A 16,763-nucleotide genomic window follows, 5' to 3' on the forward strand; every position below is an offset into this window, starting at 1 on the left:
TAACTTGTGGATAAATTTTCCCAGGCGGGGCGTCGCTCGTGGTCAGCAGGTGTGCAAACGAATTACACGCTTGTGAGTAAGGCTGTGCGATTGTCGGCCGAGGCAAACTACAGCGGCAGCAGGCCGTGCTTGCGCTGAACCTTGGGACCGTTCTGCTTGTCCCGCAACAGCTTCAGCGACTTGCGCAGCAGCAAGCGGGTCTCGTGCGGCTGGATGACGCCGTCGATGTACCCGCGCTCGGCCGCGATCCACGGCGTGGCCATGTTGTCGTTGTAGCCCTTGATGAAGTCCGCGCGGATCTTCTGCACCTCCGGCGCGGTCGGATCCGGGAACCGCTTGACCAGCAGCTGTGCCGCCCCTTCGGCACCGATCACCGCAATGCGCGCGGTGGGCCAGGCATAGTTCAAGTCGGCCGTCAGCTGCTTGGAACCCATCACCGCATACCCGCCGCCGTAGGCCTTGCGGATGATCACGGTCACCTTCGGCACGTCGGCCTCGACGATGGCGTTGAAGAACCGGCCACCACGCTTGATGATGCCGCCGGTCTCCTCGGCCACACCCGGCATGGCGCCGGGGGTGTCGACCACGAAAACCAAAGGCAGGTTGTAGGAGTCGCAGAAGCGGATGAAGCTGGCCGCCTTGTCCGAGGCCTCGTTGCCGATGGCCCCCGACATGTTCATCGGCTGGTTGGCGACCACCCCGACCGGGTGACCGTCCACCCGGGCGAATGCGGTGATCAGCTCGGGCGAGCGCTGATCGGCGATCTCGAAGACATCGCCGTCGTCGAAGATCCGCAGCAGGATCTCGTGCATGTCGTAGGCCATGTTGTCGGCGTCCGGCACGATGGAATCCAGCTCAAGATCGTGCGGCGTGATCTCCGGCTCCAGGCCGGGATTGATGATCGGCGGATTGTCGAAGTGGTTCGACGGCAGGAAGCTCAGGTAGTCGCGCACGTACTGGTAGGCCGCGGCCTCCGACTCGACCACCTTGTGGATGTTGCCGCGCTGGGCCTGCACATCGGCACCGCCGAGCTCGTCGAAGGTGACCTCCTCGCCGGTGACGTCCTTGATCACGTCCGGACCGGTGATGAACATGTAGCCCTGATCGCGCACGGCCACCAGCAGGTCGGTCTGGATCGGCGAATAGACCGCGCCGCCGGCGCATTTGCCGAAGATCAGCGAGATCTCGGGAACCAGCCCGCGCAGCATCTCGTGCCGGCGGCCGAGCTCGGCGTACCAGGCCAGCGAGGTCGCGGTGTCCTGGATACGGGCGCCGGCGGAGTCGTTGATGCCGATGATGGGGCAGCCCACCATGGCCACCCACTCCATCAGCCGGGCCACCTTGCGGCCGAACATCTCACCGACCGAGCCCTGGAACACCGTCTGATCGTGGCTGAACACACCGACCGGACGACCGTTGATGGTGCCGTGCCCGGTCACAACGCCGTCGCCGAAGAACGCGTTCGGATCCCCCGGTGTCTTGGCCAGAGCGCCGATCTCCAGGAAGCTGCCCGGGTCGAGCAGAGCGTGAATCCTGGCCCGCGCGGACGGAATTCCCTTCTTGTCCCGACGGGCCTTGGCCTTCTCGTCGCCCGGATCGGCAGCGATCTCCAGCTTCTCGCGGAGCTCCGCCAGCAGTTCAGCGGTGGTCTTGTTCGTCACTTGCTCTCGCTCTCCGCAGTCGACATTGTCGCTTCGCTCTCGATACGGTTGATCGCCTCACTCAGGTGGGCACCGACCTTGGCAATGTACGGCTCGTCGATCGCCTGGATGTGCTCACCCCCGATGTGCACGACCTCCAGATCCGAGGCGTAGTCACCCCAGCCGCCGTCGGGCTTACGGGTGGCGTACGCGGGCTCGAACACGATGGCGTCATCGTGGTACCGGTCGGCCATGTAGAGGGTGACGTGGCCGTCGTAGGGCTGGATCTCGATGGTGTCCAGCGCCCGGTTGTCCAGGTACGACGTGCGCTGATGCTCGATGATCCCGCCGGGGATCTGCACGCCGCTCTGCGCGACGACCTCCAGGACGAACTTCACCTGGCCCTCGTCGTCGAGCTTCTCCAGCTCCTCGTAGGGGATCTCGGGAACCTCGACGTTGAAGGTGCGCTCGGCGAACCGGGCGTAGCGGTCCCAGCGGGCCCGCATGCCGGCCTGGCTTTGATCGATCGGCTCACCGGGGCGCACGCAGTCGATCAGCCCGACGAAACGGACATCGGCGCCGGCCTGCTTGAGGCCGATGGCACAGGCATAGGCCAGCGCCCCGCCCAGTGACCAGCCGGCCAGGATGAACGGACCCTTGTGCATCTCCAGCAGTTTGGGCACGTACTCGGCCGCGCGCTCCTCGATCGAGCCCTCGACTCGCTCGATGCCGTACACCGGGGTGTCGGCGGGCAGGCGCTTCATCAACGGCTCGTAGACGACCGTGGATCCACCGGCCGGATGGAACACGAACAGCGGCACCTGCGAGCCGCCTTGTTTCGGTGCCCGCAACGTACGCACGAATCCATCGACCACACCCTCTTCGAGCTGATCGCGCACGATCGTCGACAGCTCTTCGATGGTCTTGGCCGCCCGGACCTGATCGACCGTCACGGTGCCCTCGGCACGCTCAGAGAGCCGCTCGGACAGCTTCGTCGCGGTCTCGACATCGACCAACGGCAGCTCGTTGAAGATGCCGCCCGGCGACTTGCCGGTGACGATGGCCCACGTGGCGAAGGTGACCCGCTCGGCCGCATCACGCGGGGGCACGTCGGCACCCAGCGCCTCGGTGACCGCCTCCTGGGTCAGCACCTTGGCCGCGGCCGCGGCCGCGGTGGCCTTGCTGGGGCCGACCGGAGCCGACGGTCCCGACGGATCCGACGGCGGAGCCGGGATCGCCGGGCCACTCGGATCGGTGGGCGCCGGGGGGATCTCCAGACCTTCGGTGGCGTCCGCCTCGGCAGCCGGGTCCGGCCCACCGTCCTCCCCCGTCGCTCCGCTCGCCTCGGCCAACTTGGCCTCCAGCTCGGCCACCGTGGACGCCCCACCCAACAGCTCGGACTGCTCGGCGGCGATCTCCTCGGCCGTCTTGCCCTTCTGGGACTCGGCGATCTGATCGACCTCGTCGCGGTGCTCGATCGCGTACTTGATCAATTCCTCGACGTTGTACAGGTTGGCGTCGCGGACCGCCGTCAGCTGGATCGGCGGCAGGTCGAAGTCGTACTCGACGCGGTTCTTGATCCGCACCGCCATCAGAGAATCCAGGCCCAGCTCGATCAGCGGCACCTCCCACGGCAGGTCCTCGGGTTCGTAACCCATGGCCGCGCCGACGATGGTGCCCAGTCGCTGCGCGACGGTCTCACCGGAATCCGGCGACCACTTCTCGAAGCCGGCGCCCATGCCGGCGCCCTTGGTGAGGTTGTCGGACAGAATCTCCGCATCATCCTCGGGTTCCGGCTCGGCCAGGGCCGGTGCAGCCGAAACCTGTTCGGCGACAACACCGGCGCCGACCGCGGTGGGCAGGGCCGTGGCCGCACCACCACGGGTCACGATCGCGTCGTAGACCAGAGTGAAACTCTCATCGATCCGGGCATGCACCTGCACCGAGGCGCCACCCGGATGTCGGGTCAGCGTGGTAACCAGGCGCGACCCCTGGGCGGGCACCGCGCGCTGCTCGGACGCCGTCAGCTTGGCATCCGGAAGCACCTGCGCGGCAGCGGCTTTCACCAGCGCGGCCAGATCGGTGTCCTTGCCCACGTACTCCCAGACGTGCTTGCCGTCCGGCGTCGCGACGTGGTTGCCGGGCATGACGGCCGAGCTGTCACCGGTGAAGTGCGCCTCCAGCCAGTGCGGCTTGCGCTTGAACTTCGTCGGCGGGATGTTCGCGAAGTCCAGCGCACCGGCCAGGCCGGTCGAACGACGCGGGAACAGCGTCCGGAAATCCAGATCGTGGCCGTGCACGAAGAGGTGCGCCATGGCCGTCACCATCGAGGTGACCTCGTCCTGCTTGCGGGCCAGGGTCGGGATCAGCTGCGCGTCATGCAATCCGGCCGACGCGGTGGTCAGCCCAACCTGCATGAGCGCCACGGGGTTCGGCGCGAGCTCCAGGAACGTGGTGTGTCCGTTGTCCACCGCATTGCGGATGCCGTGGGTGAAGTAGACGCTGTGCCGCAGGCCCTTCTTCCAGTACTCCACATCGTGGATCGGCTCAGCGCCGGCGCGGATCAGCTTGCCCTCGTGCACGGTGGAGAAGTACGCCGTCTGCAGCGGATGCGCTTCGATGCCTTGGATTTCCGCGGACAGCTCACCGAGGAGCGGGTCCATCTGCTGGGTGTGGCTGGCGCCCTTGGTCTGCAGCTTGCGGGCGAACTTGCCCTCGGCTTCGGCCCGGGCGATGATCGCGTCGATCTGCTCGGGCGGACCGCCGATCACGGTCTGGGTCGGGGCGGCGTACACGCACACCTCAAGGCCCGGGTAGTCGGCGAACACCGTCTTGATCTCGTCGGCCGAGTACTCGACCAAGGCCATCAGCCGGATGTACTCGCCGAACAGCATCGCCTCGCCCTCACCCATCAGGTGCGCACGCGAGCAGATGGTGCGGGTGGCGTCGGCCAGTGACAGGCCGCCGGAGAAGTAGGCCGCGGCCGCCTCACCGAGCGACTGACCCACCACCGCACCGGGTTTGGCGCCGTGAGCCTTGAGGAACTCACCGAGCGCGACCTGGATGGCGAAGATCACCGTCTGGACCACTTCGATGGGGTATTCGCAGGTCTCGTTGGTGTAGTCGATCGCGTCGTCGAGGATCAGCTCGACGATGGAGTACCCGCGCTCGTCCTGAATGTGTGCATCGACCTTGTCGATCCACTCGGCGAAGACCGGCTCGCGCAGGTACAGCTCTTTGCCCATCTTGCGGTGCTGCGCACCGAAACCGGCAAGCACCCACACCGGGCCGTTGGTCACCGGCCCATCCGACGAGATCACGCTCGGATGCTGCTTGCCTTCGGCGACGGCCCGCAGGCCCTTGATCGCCTCGTCATGGTCATGGGCCAGCACCACGGCCCGCGACCGGCCGTGGTTGCGGCGCGACAGCGAGCGCCCGATGGATTCCAGCGACGACGCCCGGCCCTCTTCACTGTCGATCCAATCGGCCAGCTCCGCCGCCGCGGCCTTCTTGCGCGAGCTCAGGAACGCCGAGACCGCCAGCGGCACAACCTTTTTGACGGGGTTCTCGGCGTCGGCAGCGGCCAGCTCGGCGCGGGCCGCCTCGATCAGCCGCTTGGCCTCGTCGGTCAGGCCGGGGAGTTCGTAATTCTCCTCGTCATACGCGGGGTATTCGCCATCGCCGCCACCCGATTCATCTTCGTCGTGAATGAACTCGCCGTACTCGTCCATCCGCACCCCACCGACGTACACGGCGTCGGCGCCGTCGGAAGCCGACTTGTCCTCCGTCGGCTCCGAAACCGGCTCGGGCTCAACGAGATCCGAGGCCAGCACCTCGCGCAGCACCAGGTGCGCGTTGGCCCCGCCGAAGCCGAAGCCGGACACCCCGGTGACGGCGTGGCCGCTGTAACGCGGCCAGTCCGAGACGGTGTCGTTGACCTTGAGGTGTTCCTTGTCGAAGTCGATGTACGGGTTGGGCCCGGCGTAGTTGATCGACGGCGGCAGCTTGCCGTGCTGCAGCGACAACGCCATCTTGGCCAGGCTGGCCGCACCGGCCGCCGATTCCAGGTGGCCCAGGTTCGATTTCACCGCACCCAGCAGAGCGGGCTTGTCCGCGTCGCGGCCGCGGCCGACCACCCGACCCAGCGCGTCGGCCTCGATCGGATCACCCAGGATAGTGCCGGTGCCGTGTGCCTCGATGTAGTCGACGCTGCGCGGGTTGATCCCGGCGTCCTTGTACGCCTTGCGCAGAACCGCTTCCTGCGCATCGGGATTCGGGGCGAGCAGGCCGTTGGACCGGCCGTCGTGGTTGACCGCGCTACCGGCGATGACGGCCAGGATTTGGTCGCCGTCCCGGCGGGCGTCGGAGACCCGCTTGAGCACCAGCATGCCGCCGCCCTCGGAGCGGGCGTAGCCGTCGGCGTCCGAGGAGAAGGACTTGATCCGGCCGTCCGGCGCCAGTACGCCACCGACCTCGTCGAAGCCGACCGTCACCAGCGGGGTGATCAGCGCGTTGACGCCACCGACCACCGCGACATCGGCCTCACCCGAGCGCAGCGCCTGCACCCCCTGGTGGGCGGCGACCAGCGAGCTCGAGCACGCGGTGTCCACCGCCACCGAGGGGCCGCGGAAGTCGTAGAAGTAGGACACCCGGTTGGCGATGATCGAGCTGGCGGTGCCGGTGATGGCGTAAGGGTGGGCGATCGACGGATCGCTCATCGCCAGGAAGCTGTAATCGTTGGTGGAGCTGCCGATGTACACCCCGACGCTCTCGCCGCGCAGACTCGACGCCGGAATCCGGGCGTTCTCCAACGCTTCCCAGGTCAGCTCCAGCGCCATGCGCTGCTGCGGGTCGATGTTGTCGGCTTCCATCTTCGACAGCGCGAAGAACTCGGAGTCGAAACCCTTGATGTCGGACAGGTAGCCACCACGGGTGCGGGCCTTGCCGACGCGTTCGGCGATCCTCGGTTCGTCGAGGAACTCCTCCCACCGGCCCTCGGGCAGGTCGGTGATGCAGTCCTTGCCGGCCAGCAGGGCTTCCCACATCTGGTCCGGGGTGTTCAGGTCACCCGGGAACCGGGTGGCCACGCCGACGATCGCAATGTCTTCCACATCGCGTTCGCGGGACCAGTCCTCATCGCCGGTGTCCTCGGGTTCGGGTTCGCCCTCGATGATCACCGTGGCCAACGACTCGATGGTCGGGTGCCGGAACAGCACGGTGGCCGTCAACGTCACACCGGTGAGGTCCTCGATGTCGCTGGCCATGGCCACCGCGTCGCGCGAGGACAGGCCCAGCTCGATCAACGGCGTGGTCTCGTCGATCGCGTCCGGCGACTGCCCGGTGGCGTTGGCCACCGCCTTGCGCAGCCACTCGCGCATCTCGTTGACCGTCAGGTCAGGGCGCGACTCCGGCGCCCCGGTGCCTTCTGGAAGATTCGAATTGCTCTGGGTGTCATCCATGTTCAAAGTCACCTTCGTCGTGCAGGGGCGCCGGGCAGCGAATGCCTGGTGGAGCTCAGTCGGTCTCGTCGGGGAACGCGTTGGCGATCTTGCCGCTGCGCAGCGACCCGTCGAGGTAGGCCGAGCGGCAGGCCCGGCGGCCGATCTTGCCGCTGGAGGTACGTGGGATCGCGCCCGCGGCGGTCAACAGCACATCGCGCACCGTGACGCCGTGGCGCACCGCGATCGCGGCCCGGATGTCGTCGGTGATCGGGCCGACCTCGAGCTTGTGCGCGCCGGGGGCGCGCTCGGCCACGATCACCAGCTGCTCGGAGCTGTCGTCGGGGTCGCGGTGCAGGCCCGAGTGCGCGTTCTCGAACACCTCGTCGGGCAGCTGGTTGGCCGGCACCGAGAAGGCCGCCACGTACCCGGTGCGGACAGCCTTGCTGGCCTCCTGTGCCGAGTACTCCAGGTCCTGCGGGTAGTGGTTACGGCCGTCGATGATCACCAGATCCTTGACGCGGCCGGTGATGTAGAGGTCACCGTCGTAGAACGCGCCGTAGTCGCCGGTGCGCACCCAGGTGGCGTCGTCGGCGGCACCCTCGGCGTGCGACGGGCTGGTACGCGACTTGAGGATGTTCTGGAATGTGAGGCGAGATTCCTCGGGCTTGTCCCAGTAGCCGGTGCCCATGTTCTGGCCACTGATCCAGATCTCGCCGACCTGGCCGTCGGGCAGCTCGGTCGCGCTCTCGGCGTCGACGATGACGGCCCACTCGTCCACCCCGACCTTGCCGGCCGAGGCCTGGGCCACGGCCTTGGGGGAATCCGAGGCGACCTCGACGATGCGTCCGTTGTTGAGCTCGTCGCGGTCGACCGTGATGATCTTCGGCTCTTCCGAGCTCGGGGTGGTGGAGACGAACAGCGTGGCCTCGGCCAGACCGTAGGACGGCTTGATGGCCTTGGGCGGGAAGCCGAACGGCCCGAACGCCTCGTTGAAGCGGCGCACGGTGGCCGCCGAGATCGGCTCGCTGCCGTTGAGGACGGCCTTGACGTTGGAGAGATCCAGCCCCGACTCACCATCTTTCGGGACACCGCGAGCTGCCGCATGGTCGAAGGCGAAGTTCGGCGCCACCGAGATGGTGCCGCCGGTGTCACCTTCCTTGCGGGCCAGCTCACGGATCCAGCGTTCCGGACGACGCACGAAGGCGGCCGGGGTCATGAAGGTGAAGTAGTGGCCGATCATCGGCGCCAGCAGCGCGGTGATCAATCCCATGTCGTGGAAGAACGGCAGCCAGGACAGGCCGCGGTCACCCTCTTCGCCTTCGAGCGCCTCGACCACCTGCACAACGTTGGTGGCCAGGTTCAGGTGGGTGATCTGCACACCGGTCGGGATACGGGTCGATCCCGAGGTGTACTGCAGGTAGGCGATGGTGGTCTCGTCGGGCTGATCCGGCTTGACCCACGTGGCGGCGACGTCGTCGGGCACCGCGTCGACGGCGATCACGCGGGGACGCTGGTTGGCCGGCCGGCTGCGGAAGAACTTGCGCACACCCTCGGCGGCCTCAGTGGTGGTCAGGATCGCCGACGGGTGGCAGTTGTCCAGCACGGCGTGCAGACGGCCGACGTGGCCCGGCTCGGACGGGTCGAACAGCGGCACCGCGATGCGGCCGGCGTAGAGCGCGCCGAAGAAGGCGACGAGGTAGTCGAGGTTCTGCGGACACAGGATCGCGACGCGGTCACCGAGCTGGGTGACCTGCTGAAGCCGGGCGGCCACGGCCTTGTTGCGGGCACTGAACTGCGCCCAGGTCAGGTCGCGGGCGACGCCGTCCCGCTCGGTGGAGAAGTCCAGGAAGCGGTATGCCAGCTTGTCACCACGGACCCTGGCCCAGCGCTCGACGTGTTCGACGATGCTGGCGCCGTCAGGGAACTTGATCTGACCGTCCTTGATGAACGGATTGATGAACGGCATTTAAAACTCTCCTGTCAGAGCCGTACTCGTCGCGTTGTCGCACGTCACTGGCGGTGCGTCGCAGCCACTCGGCGGCCGGTACGTACCCAAACCCGGACGATCGTACCGGGCGCGCTCCGGACCCACGGATCACCTGATGAATACATACAACCCGCGACGGACGCGCAAAGCTCTTATTTTTCTCTTAATGTTAGGGGACCGTGATGGTCCCGGACAAATCCGGCGCGGCGCGATCAGCCGTGCTTGGGATGCGGCGCGTTCTCCACCAGGTCCTTGGCCCAGTTCAGCGTCCACTGTGTGGCGGTCTGTCCGTTCTCCACCCAGAACTGCGGGGTGTTGTACAGCGCGTGCACCGGTCCGGCCGCGCTGCCCGACAGCGTCTCCAACGTCTTGGGCAGATTGAAGATCGAGAACGCTTCCTCGGGCGCCGAACAGATCAGATCGCCCTTGCCGCAGATCTGGTTGGTCCGCTTGTCGAGTGCCCCGAAGCCTCCTTGGCGCGGACCCGTCATGGTCAGCCCCATCTCGGACAGCACCGGCACCTCGTGCAGCGTGATCTCGGCACCCTGGCCCGGCGGGTTGGGGCCGATGTCCTGCCCGACACCGAGCTGGCGTCGACCGTCGGCGATCAACGTCACCCCGAGCACCAGGTCCTCGTCGACCGGACCACGACCGTTACCGATGTCGCTGGCCAGATCCCCGCCGATCACCGCACCCTGCGAGAACCCGGCGATCACATAGCTGGTCAGCGGGCAACGGTCGTTCATCTCCGTCATCGCCTTGACCGCGGTGCGCATGCCCTCGGCCCGGCTGTCGTTGTAGGACATCTGCTTGTCGGCGGAGAACGGGTTGTGGAACTGGGCGGTGTAGGGGACGGTGTACACCTCGAGGCGGTCCCGGCCGAACTGCTCGGCCAACGGCCGGGTGATGTTGGACATCAACGACATCGGGAACTGCGTCGGGTTGAACGGGTCGTCGGTGGGCGAGGACTCCCAGGTTCCCGGGATCGAGACCATCATCACGTCGGGGCAGTCCGCGGACTGGAACTCCGGTCGCGGTTTACGCGTCGTCGACGGGCCGCCGGGCACGCCCGCCGGGGGTTCGGCCGAAGGCGGGGCCGACGGGGTCTCCGGACGACGCAGGATGATCACCACGACCGCGACCACCAGCACCACCACGAGGGCCATTGCCGCAGCGGCTATCAGGGCCAGGACGCGGTGACGCTTCCTGCGGCCGGCGTTTTTTGCCATGGGTTACTCGGGCTCCTCGCGTACGGGCTGGGTGGTCTGCGGTCAGCAGAGATGTTCGGTGGCGATACGGATGTAATCGGTGGCGGCGGCATCGATCTCGGCGGCGCTCGGCGCGGCCCGGCCGGAGTGCGCGTCGCGCACATCACTGCGCACCAGGGGCAGGACGAAATCCCGCACCGCCTGCTCGCCCTGCTTCGCAGCGCGGGCCTGGCACACGTACGAGCCGATCGACAATGCCAGCAGCTCACTGGACGGATCGATGCCCGCGGCCTTGAGCTCATCGAGATAGACGTGCTGCTGGGACGTGATGGCCACCCGGCCGGTACGGCCCTGCTGCGCGGACACCGCCTGCGGCTGCGCCCCGCCGACCTGGGACGTGGGCAACACGAGGGGCGCCATGATGTCACCGCCCGCATCGCAGCCCGTGAGCAACGACGCAGCGGACACCGCTACCACCAGGGTGGCCGACCGTACCGTGTGCTGCACGCTTCCACCGTACCGGCTGGTGAAATGTGCCCCGGCGCAGTTGATTCTGGTCACTACGGCGGCCTGCCCGGACGGCTACTTGATGGTGGCGACCAATTCACCCGACATGTAGGCGAGCTGCGGGGCCCAGCTACCCCAGTCATGCTGACCGGAGGCCGGGATGTCGAAGTGGCCGTTGCTGCCGCCGACGGCCCGGTAGTGCTGGTAGAACGCCCGGTTGCTGCCCTGGGCCTGATCGCAGACGCCGATCATCGCGGCCGGGTCGCTACACGTGAGCGTGGCCGGGCTGTACACCCACAGCCGGGTGTTGGCATCGGCGAGCAACTGCACGTGCACGTCGGGGTCATGCCACTTCCAGCGGCCCAGCTGTGGGGCTCCCCACATGCCATAGCTGTCGACGCCGCCGAATTGGGCCAGACCCGCGGTGATCGCACCGTTCATCGTGGTGGCCGACGGAGTCAGGAAACCCGACAGCGACCCGGCGAACCGGAACCGGTCGGGATGGAATGCGGCCAGGGTCACCGCCGCGGTGCCGCCCTGTGCGGCGCCGACGATGCCGTGCCCGTTCGGGGCCAGGCCTTTGTTGGCGGCCAGCCAGTCCGGCAGCTCCGCGGACAGGAACGTCTCCCACTGCTTACTGCCGTCCTGCTCCCAGTTGGTGTACAGGCTCCAGGCGCCGCCGGCCGGCGCGGCCACCGAGATACCGCGGCCCGCCAGCGTCGTCATGGCGTGCCCGGCGTTGACCCAGTTGCTGACGTCGGGTGCGGCGTTGAACGCGTCGAGCAGGAACACCGCATGGGGGCCGCCGCCCTGGAACGCCACCGGGATGTCGCGGCCCATCGCCGCCGAAGGCACCATGAGGTATTCGACTCCGTCAGCCCGAGCCGGTGCGCCCGTCGTCGCGGACACGGCCCACAGACCGGCACCGAGCACCGGCGCCAGCAGGGCCAGCAGCATCGCCCGCGTCAGGCTCAACGCACGTCTCATCATCAACCTCTCCTGCTGCCGGTCGGTCCCAGATGTGCCCCCACACACGTAACCCGGGTTGTAGTGAACCACATCGCCGCTTCACCCGACGCTGGAAACGACTGACGGCGGCGTCCCCGTGAGGGGAGCGCCGCCGTCAGTACTGTCAGCGTTGGTTCGCCGCCTACCGCCGGATCAGGCGGTCGGGGTGGCGCCCAGCACGCGCTGCAGGTCAGGCTTCATGGCCTGCAGCTGCTGGCCCCAGTAGGCCCAGGCGTGGGTACCGCTCTGCGGGAAGTTGAACACGCCGTTCTTGCCACCGGCCGCGATGTACTTCTCCTGGAAGGTGGAGTTGGTCCGGCAGACGAAGCCCTCGAGGAACTTGGCCGGGATATCGGAGCCACCGAGCTCGCCCGGCTTGCCGTTACCGCAGTACACCCAGATCCGGGTGCCGTTGTTGGCGATGGTCGCGACGTTCTCGGTCGGGTCGTTGGCCTTCCAGGCGTTGCCCGGGTCACCGGTCTTGCCCCACATGTCGTCGGCCTTGTAGCCACCGGCGTCACCCATCGAGACACCGATCAGCATCGGCCACCAGCCCTCGGACGGGTTCAACGTGCCCGACAGCGAGGCCGCGTAGATGAACTGGTCCGGGTGGCGGGCCGAAAGCATCAGCGCGGACGAACCGGCCATCGACAGACCGACCACGGCGCTGCCGGTCGGCTTGACGTCGCGGTTGGCCGCCAGCCACTGCGGCAGCTCCTGGGTCAGGAAGGTCTCCCACTTGTACGTCTTGCAGCCACCGTCCTTGCTGCCACACGCCGGCTTGTACCAGTCGGTGTAGAAGCTGGACTGGCCGCCGACCGGCATGACCACGGAGATGCCCGAGTTCAGGAACCACTCGAACGTCGGGAGCTCGATGTCCCAGCCGCTGTTGTCCTCACGGGCACGCATGCCGTCGAGCAGATACAGCGCCGGTGCGCCCGGTCCGCCGCTCTGGAACTCAACCCTGATATTGCGTCCCATCCCTGCTGACGGAACGTCGAGATACTCGACCGGCAGGCCGGGTCGAGACCATGCTCCAGCGGTCGCCGAGCCGCCGACGGCGCCGACCAGGCCAGGCAGCACGGCCGCTGCGGCGACCGCAACCGTCAGCCGGCGCGACAGACCTGCCGCTGCGCCGCGCATCTTCCCAACGAACTTCATACCGCTCCCTATCTGAATCTCTTCTTCGTATTCCGCACATCGATACACACCGACGTAAGCGGCTCACGTGCCCGTGTAGTCAACCACACGTGCACGTGGTGCTCCTCTACAGCAGTTGTGGCCCTCATCGCCCCGACGCCCTGGTCGGGCGAGGTTGCGACGTACAGCGGACGTGACGCCCCGCGGACCCCGGTGTGAGCAACGTCTCCCCGTCCAAGGCGGAGACCACAGAGGTCAGCATCGGTTTCTCGCACGTCCAATCAAGATCGTTCACGCGGGCTCGTCTGGGTATCGGCCCAAGACGGCCGGGCGTTACGGACCGGTGGCCGGCATCCCGGTGTAGGGCGGGTTCTTCGGTTCGGGGACCGGCAGGCCGCAGCGCTTCAACTCGTACAGCGGGACCCGGTCGATCCGGTACTTGGTGAACTCATAGGCGTGCACCAGGTTGGACAGGAACCGCCGTGGGGTCATCTCCCCGCGCACCGAGTTGAGCATCGCTTCGGTGGCCGGGCATTTCAGCGCCGCCTGGGCCTGCGCGATCCATTCCTCGTCGAGGTAGGCCGGGATGTAGGGCCGGATCTTGAAGAACGGCCCCTCGGCCACCGCCCAGTCGGGGAAGAGGTTCTTGTCGTGGCCGATGCGGCCGTCGGTCAGCCGCTGGGTGTGGGTGGCCAGGGGGTTCGTCAGCCCGATCTGGTCGATGACCCGTACGTCCAGGCCGACGTTCATGCCCAGCATGCCCATGTTGGTGAAGAACACCGTGTGCGGAAAGTCCATGTCGCGCCGGGCTTCCGGGGTGAGTCCCGCCGGCGGCGGATAGGCGGGGACGACGTCCCACTGGTCGTAGTTGCCCGACGGCAACAGCAGTGCCCCGTCGGGGGTGTTCTCGATCGCGGTCAACACCGCGCGCATGCGCGGGTAGTCCAGGTAGTCCGCGGCGGTGAGCGGGTGGGCGTGACCGGTGGCCTGCGAGTAGAACCGGCGCTCGTCGACGATTCCGCTGTACGTGACGCGGGTGGCGTCGGCACCCATGCCCGGTGAATTCGCCGCCCAGATCGCCCAGCCCACCACCGCGGCCCACAGCACGCTGGTGGCCGCGGCCAGCAGGTAGCCCGTCTCCCGGGTGAACTTGGTGCCGTCGGGCAGCACGACCGGGATCACCGCGATCGGCATCAACAGGCAGAACAGCGGGGTGAGCAACACCCGGCCGTGCATGAAGTCACCGCCCTGACGCACCCAGTAGATGCCCTGCAGCAGGCCGCTGACGAACATGAAAAGCACTACGGTAGCCGGACTTTGGACGGTACGGGCCAGCCAGCCGTAACCGCGCGGCACCTGGCGGCGCACCCACCACGGCCGCGTCCGCGTGGTCAGCAGCACCAACCCCAGCGCCACACACAACATCAACGGCACCCACAGCAGATAGGGCTGGTTGAAATTGGCCAGATAGGTAAAGCCCTGCGACCATTTGGATCCCGACGCATCTTTGGCCACCGCGGTGCCCGGGACCAGCAGGCCGTAGTAGCCCATCCGGAAGATCTGATAGGCCACCGGGAGCAAGCCGCCGGCCACCACGATCAGGACGCGGCGCCGCCATCCGCGCGCGGCGACGAGCATCATCACCAGCGCACCGCCGCCGATCAGCGCCAGCTCGGGACGGACCAGCACGCTCAGGCCGGCCACGGCGGCCAGGGCGCCCTCGAAGAACCGCCCGAGGATCGGGTACGGCCCGTCGTGGGTCTTGCCCGCGGCCGCCGGTCGCGCCGCGCGCAACGCCTGCGACCAACACACCAGCATCCACCACAGCAGGCCCAGATAGGCCAGCACCAAACCGTTTTCGAGCCCCGAGGTGGCGAAGTCGCGGGCCGGGGGCACGGCGATGTAGACCAGGGCACCGGCGGGCAGCAACAGTGCGCGACGGCCCTGCAGGCTCGGGGCGTACAACCGCGCGGTGCCCAGCATCATCAGGACCACACCGAGCACGCTCAGCGTCAGCGCCAGGGCCAACACCACGTACTCCATCCGCACCGAACCGCCCAGCCACGCACCCAGCGTCACCAGGTAGGTCCACACGGTAGAGGTGTTGGCCTCCACCCGCTCCCCGGCATTGAACACCGGGCCGTTGCCCGCCAACAGATTTCGCACGGTGCGCAGGACGATCAGGCCGTCGTCGGCGATCCAGCGGCGCTGCCAGGCGCCCCACCCGAACATCGCGGCCACCACGACCACGCTGACCCACAGGCTGATCCGCACCGAGGGGTGGTACGGGAACACCGGCCACCGGGCCAGACGATCGGCCACGCTGCCGGCGATGCGGCGCAGGCTCGGGCCCGGCCGGTCAGCTGAAGTAGATGGCCGCACCGATGGTTCCGATCCACGCCAGGAACAGGATCTGCAGCACTCGGTCTTTCAGCGCGATCTCCTCGGGCTCACCGGCGATGCCACCATCGATGTCAACGGCGTACCGCAGGATGGCGATGGTGAACGGGATCATCGTGACGGCGTACCAGGACGCATCCTGTGCATCCAGGCTCATCATGTCGTTGGCGCGGTCCCGCCCGAACGCCCACAGGCCATAGCACAGCACCATCGCGGTGGCCGACAACGTCCACACGAAGCGCAGGTAACTACTGGTGTAGCTCTCCAGCGATTTGCGGATCTTGGCGCCCGTGCGCTCGGCCAGCTGCAGCTCGGCAAACCGCTTGCCGGCGGCCATGAACAGCGAGCCGAAGGCCATCACCAGCAGGAACCATTGGGACAGCGGGATGTCGGCGGCCACGCCACCGGCGATCGCCCGGATCAAGAAGCCCGAGGACACGATGCAGATGTCCAGCACCGCCTGGTGTTTGAGACCGAAGCAGTAGGCCAGCTGGATGGCGATGTAGACCGCCATCACGACGGCCAGGTTCGGGGTCAGCAGCCACGAGATGCCCACCGAGGCCAACGCCAGCACGATGGCCAGCCCGTAGGCCAGCCCTTCGGGGACCACCCCGGCCGCGATGGGCCGGAACCGTTTCGTGGGGTGGGCCCGGTCGGCCTCGATGTCGCGGGCGTCGTTGATCAGGTAGATCGAGGACGCCGCCAGGCAGAACACCACGAACGCGATCGACACCTTGTAGGCGAGGTCGGCGTAGTCGTACTCGATGCCGCTGCCGACCGCGGCCAGCGGGGCCGCCAGCACCAGCAGGTTCTTGATCCACTGACGCGGACGAACCGCCTTGATCAGCCCGGCGGCCAGGTTCTTCGGCGGACCGAGTTCCGGCTGCGCTTCCTCACTCATTTGGCCACGGTCTCCTCAGTCCCGACACCGGCAGTTTTCCCGACGACAGAACCCACGAGGGTCCCGACGGCCACGCCGGTGAGCACGTCGGTGGGATAGTGCACGCCCAGCACCAGACGCGACAGCGCCATCGGCACCACCAGCACCGCACGCAGCGGCAGACCGGTGACGCGGGCCAGCAGCACGGCCGCGGCGGTGGTCGAGGTGGCATGGGCCGACGGGAAACTCAGCCGGCTCGGCGTGCCGACGTTGACCGCGATGTCGGGGTGATGGGGGCGCTCACGGCGCACCACCCGTTTGATCAGAACGGCGGCAGCGTGCGCGGCGAAGGCACCGGCGCCGACGGCCAGCCAGGAGCGGCGCTTGGCCGGCTGGGCCAGCGCACCCGCGGCCGCGACCGCGAGCCAACCCGCACTGTGTTCACCGAAGTGCGACAGCGCACGAGCGCCGGTCAGCACACCGGGCCGGGGGGCCAGGGCAGACTGCACGGCGACCAACACGGCGTCCTCGCCGCGCGGGGCATCGGTCATC

Annotated in this window: 10 protein-coding genes; all 10 read right to left on the reverse strand. The window is 67.6% G+C overall.

Going from position 1 to position 16,763, the window contains the following annotated elements:
• Nucleotides 1–107: 107 nt before the first annotated feature.
• The 10 genes from A5699_RS24795 to A5699_RS24840 all read right to left on the reverse strand — a co-directional run bounded on the left by A5699_RS24795 (nucleotide 108) and on the right by A5699_RS24840 (nucleotide 16,762).
• Entirely contained in the window at nucleotides 108–1,661 is a 1,554-nt protein-coding gene (locus A5699_RS24795) for an acyl-CoA carboxylase subunit beta (protein ID WP_067775372.1), read from the reverse strand.
• Nucleotides 1,658–7,099, reverse strand: a complete 5,442-nt coding sequence (gene pks13, locus A5699_RS24800; protein ID WP_067775375.1) for a polyketide synthase Pks13 — start codon at nucleotides 7,097–7,099, stop codon at nucleotides 1,658–1,660. The genes A5699_RS24795 and pks13 overlap by 4 nt, the downstream gene beginning before the upstream one ends.
• A 55-nt stretch (nucleotides 7,100–7,154) precedes the next feature.
• Nucleotides 7,155–9,047, reverse strand: coding sequence for a long-chain-fatty-acid--AMP ligase FadD32 (fadD32, locus tag A5699_RS24805; RefSeq protein WP_067775378.1), 1,893 nt, complete (start codon nucleotides 9,045–9,047; stop codon nucleotides 7,155–7,157).
• Between the two features lie 233 nt (nucleotides 9,048–9,280).
• Entirely contained in the window at nucleotides 9,281–10,297 is a 1,017-nt protein-coding gene (locus tag A5699_RS24810; protein WP_067775381.1) for a cutinase family protein, read from the reverse strand.
• A gap of 42 nt (nucleotides 10,298–10,339) precedes the next feature.
• Nucleotides 10,340–10,783 carry a hypothetical protein gene (locus tag A5699_RS24815; protein WP_067775464.1) on the reverse strand — a complete coding sequence of 148 codons (444 nt, stop codon included), beginning with the start codon at nucleotides 10,781–10,783 and terminating at the stop codon, nucleotides 10,340–10,342.
• A 75-nt stretch (nucleotides 10,784–10,858) separates the two neighbouring features.
• Nucleotides 10,859–11,770 (reverse strand): alpha/beta hydrolase-fold protein, encoded by a 912-nt coding sequence (locus tag A5699_RS24820; protein ID WP_067775383.1) that lies wholly within the window; start codon nucleotides 11,768–11,770, stop codon nucleotides 10,859–10,861.
• Nucleotides 11,771–11,944: 174 nt separating this feature from the next.
• The gene (locus A5699_RS24825) at nucleotides 11,945–12,952 is read right to left on the reverse strand and encodes an esterase family protein (RefSeq protein ID WP_067775384.1); all 1,008 of its coding nucleotides are present in this window, start codon (nucleotides 12,950–12,952) and stop codon (nucleotides 11,945–11,947) included.
• A 312-nt stretch (nucleotides 12,953–13,264) separates the two neighbouring features.
• Complete coding sequence (gene zomB, locus A5699_RS24830) at nucleotides 13,265–15,313, reverse strand: flagellar motor control protein ZomB (protein ID WP_067775385.1); 2,049 nt, start codon at nucleotides 15,311–15,313, stop codon at nucleotides 13,265–13,267.
• Complete coding sequence (locus tag A5699_RS24835; protein ID WP_067775386.1) at nucleotides 15,291–16,232, reverse strand: decaprenyl-phosphate phosphoribosyltransferase; 942 nt, start codon at nucleotides 16,230–16,232, stop codon at nucleotides 15,291–15,293. The genes zomB and A5699_RS24835 overlap by 23 nt, the downstream gene beginning before the upstream one ends.
• The gene (locus A5699_RS24840; protein ID WP_067775389.1) at nucleotides 16,229–16,762 is read right to left on the reverse strand and encodes a phosphatase PAP2 family protein; all 534 of its coding nucleotides are present in this window, start codon (nucleotides 16,760–16,762) and stop codon (nucleotides 16,229–16,231) included. The genes A5699_RS24835 and A5699_RS24840 overlap by 4 nt, the downstream gene beginning before the upstream one ends.
• Nucleotide 16,763 lies beyond the last annotated feature (1 nt).

This window comes from Mycobacterium sp. E802, from assembly GCF_001666875.1.
Lineage (GTDB): Bacteria > Actinomycetota > Actinomycetes > Mycobacteriales > Mycobacteriaceae > Mycobacterium.

What these genes read in the sequence shown, in the direction of transcription:
- pks13 (WP_067775375.1), bottom strand. Translation starts at nt 7,099, where the DNA reads ATGGATGACACCCAGAGCAATTCGAATCTTCCAGAAGGCACCGGGGCG.
- A5699_RS24835 (WP_067775386.1), bottom strand. Translation starts at nt 16,232, where the DNA reads ATGAGTGAGGAAGCGCAGCCGGAACTCGGTCCGCCGAAGAACCTGGCC.
- A5699_RS24810 (WP_067775381.1), bottom strand. Translation starts at nt 10,297, where the DNA reads ATGGCAAAAAACGCCGGCCGCAGGAAGCGTCACCGCGTCCTGGCCCTG.
- A5699_RS24840 (WP_067775389.1), bottom strand. Translation starts at nt 16,762, where the DNA reads ATGACCGATGCCCCGCGCGGCGAGGACGCCGTGTTGGTCGCCGTGCAG.
- A5699_RS24820 (WP_067775383.1), bottom strand. Translation starts at nt 11,770, where the DNA reads ATGAGACGTGCGTTGAGCCTGACGCGGGCGATGCTGCTGGCCCTGCTG.
- A5699_RS24825 (WP_067775384.1), bottom strand. Translation starts at nt 12,952, where the DNA reads ATGAAGTTCGTTGGGAAGATGCGCGGCGCAGCGGCAGGTCTGTCGCGC.
- fadD32 (WP_067775378.1), bottom strand. Translation starts at nt 9,047, where the DNA reads ATGCCGTTCATCAATCCGTTCATCAAGGACGGTCAGATCAAGTTCCCT.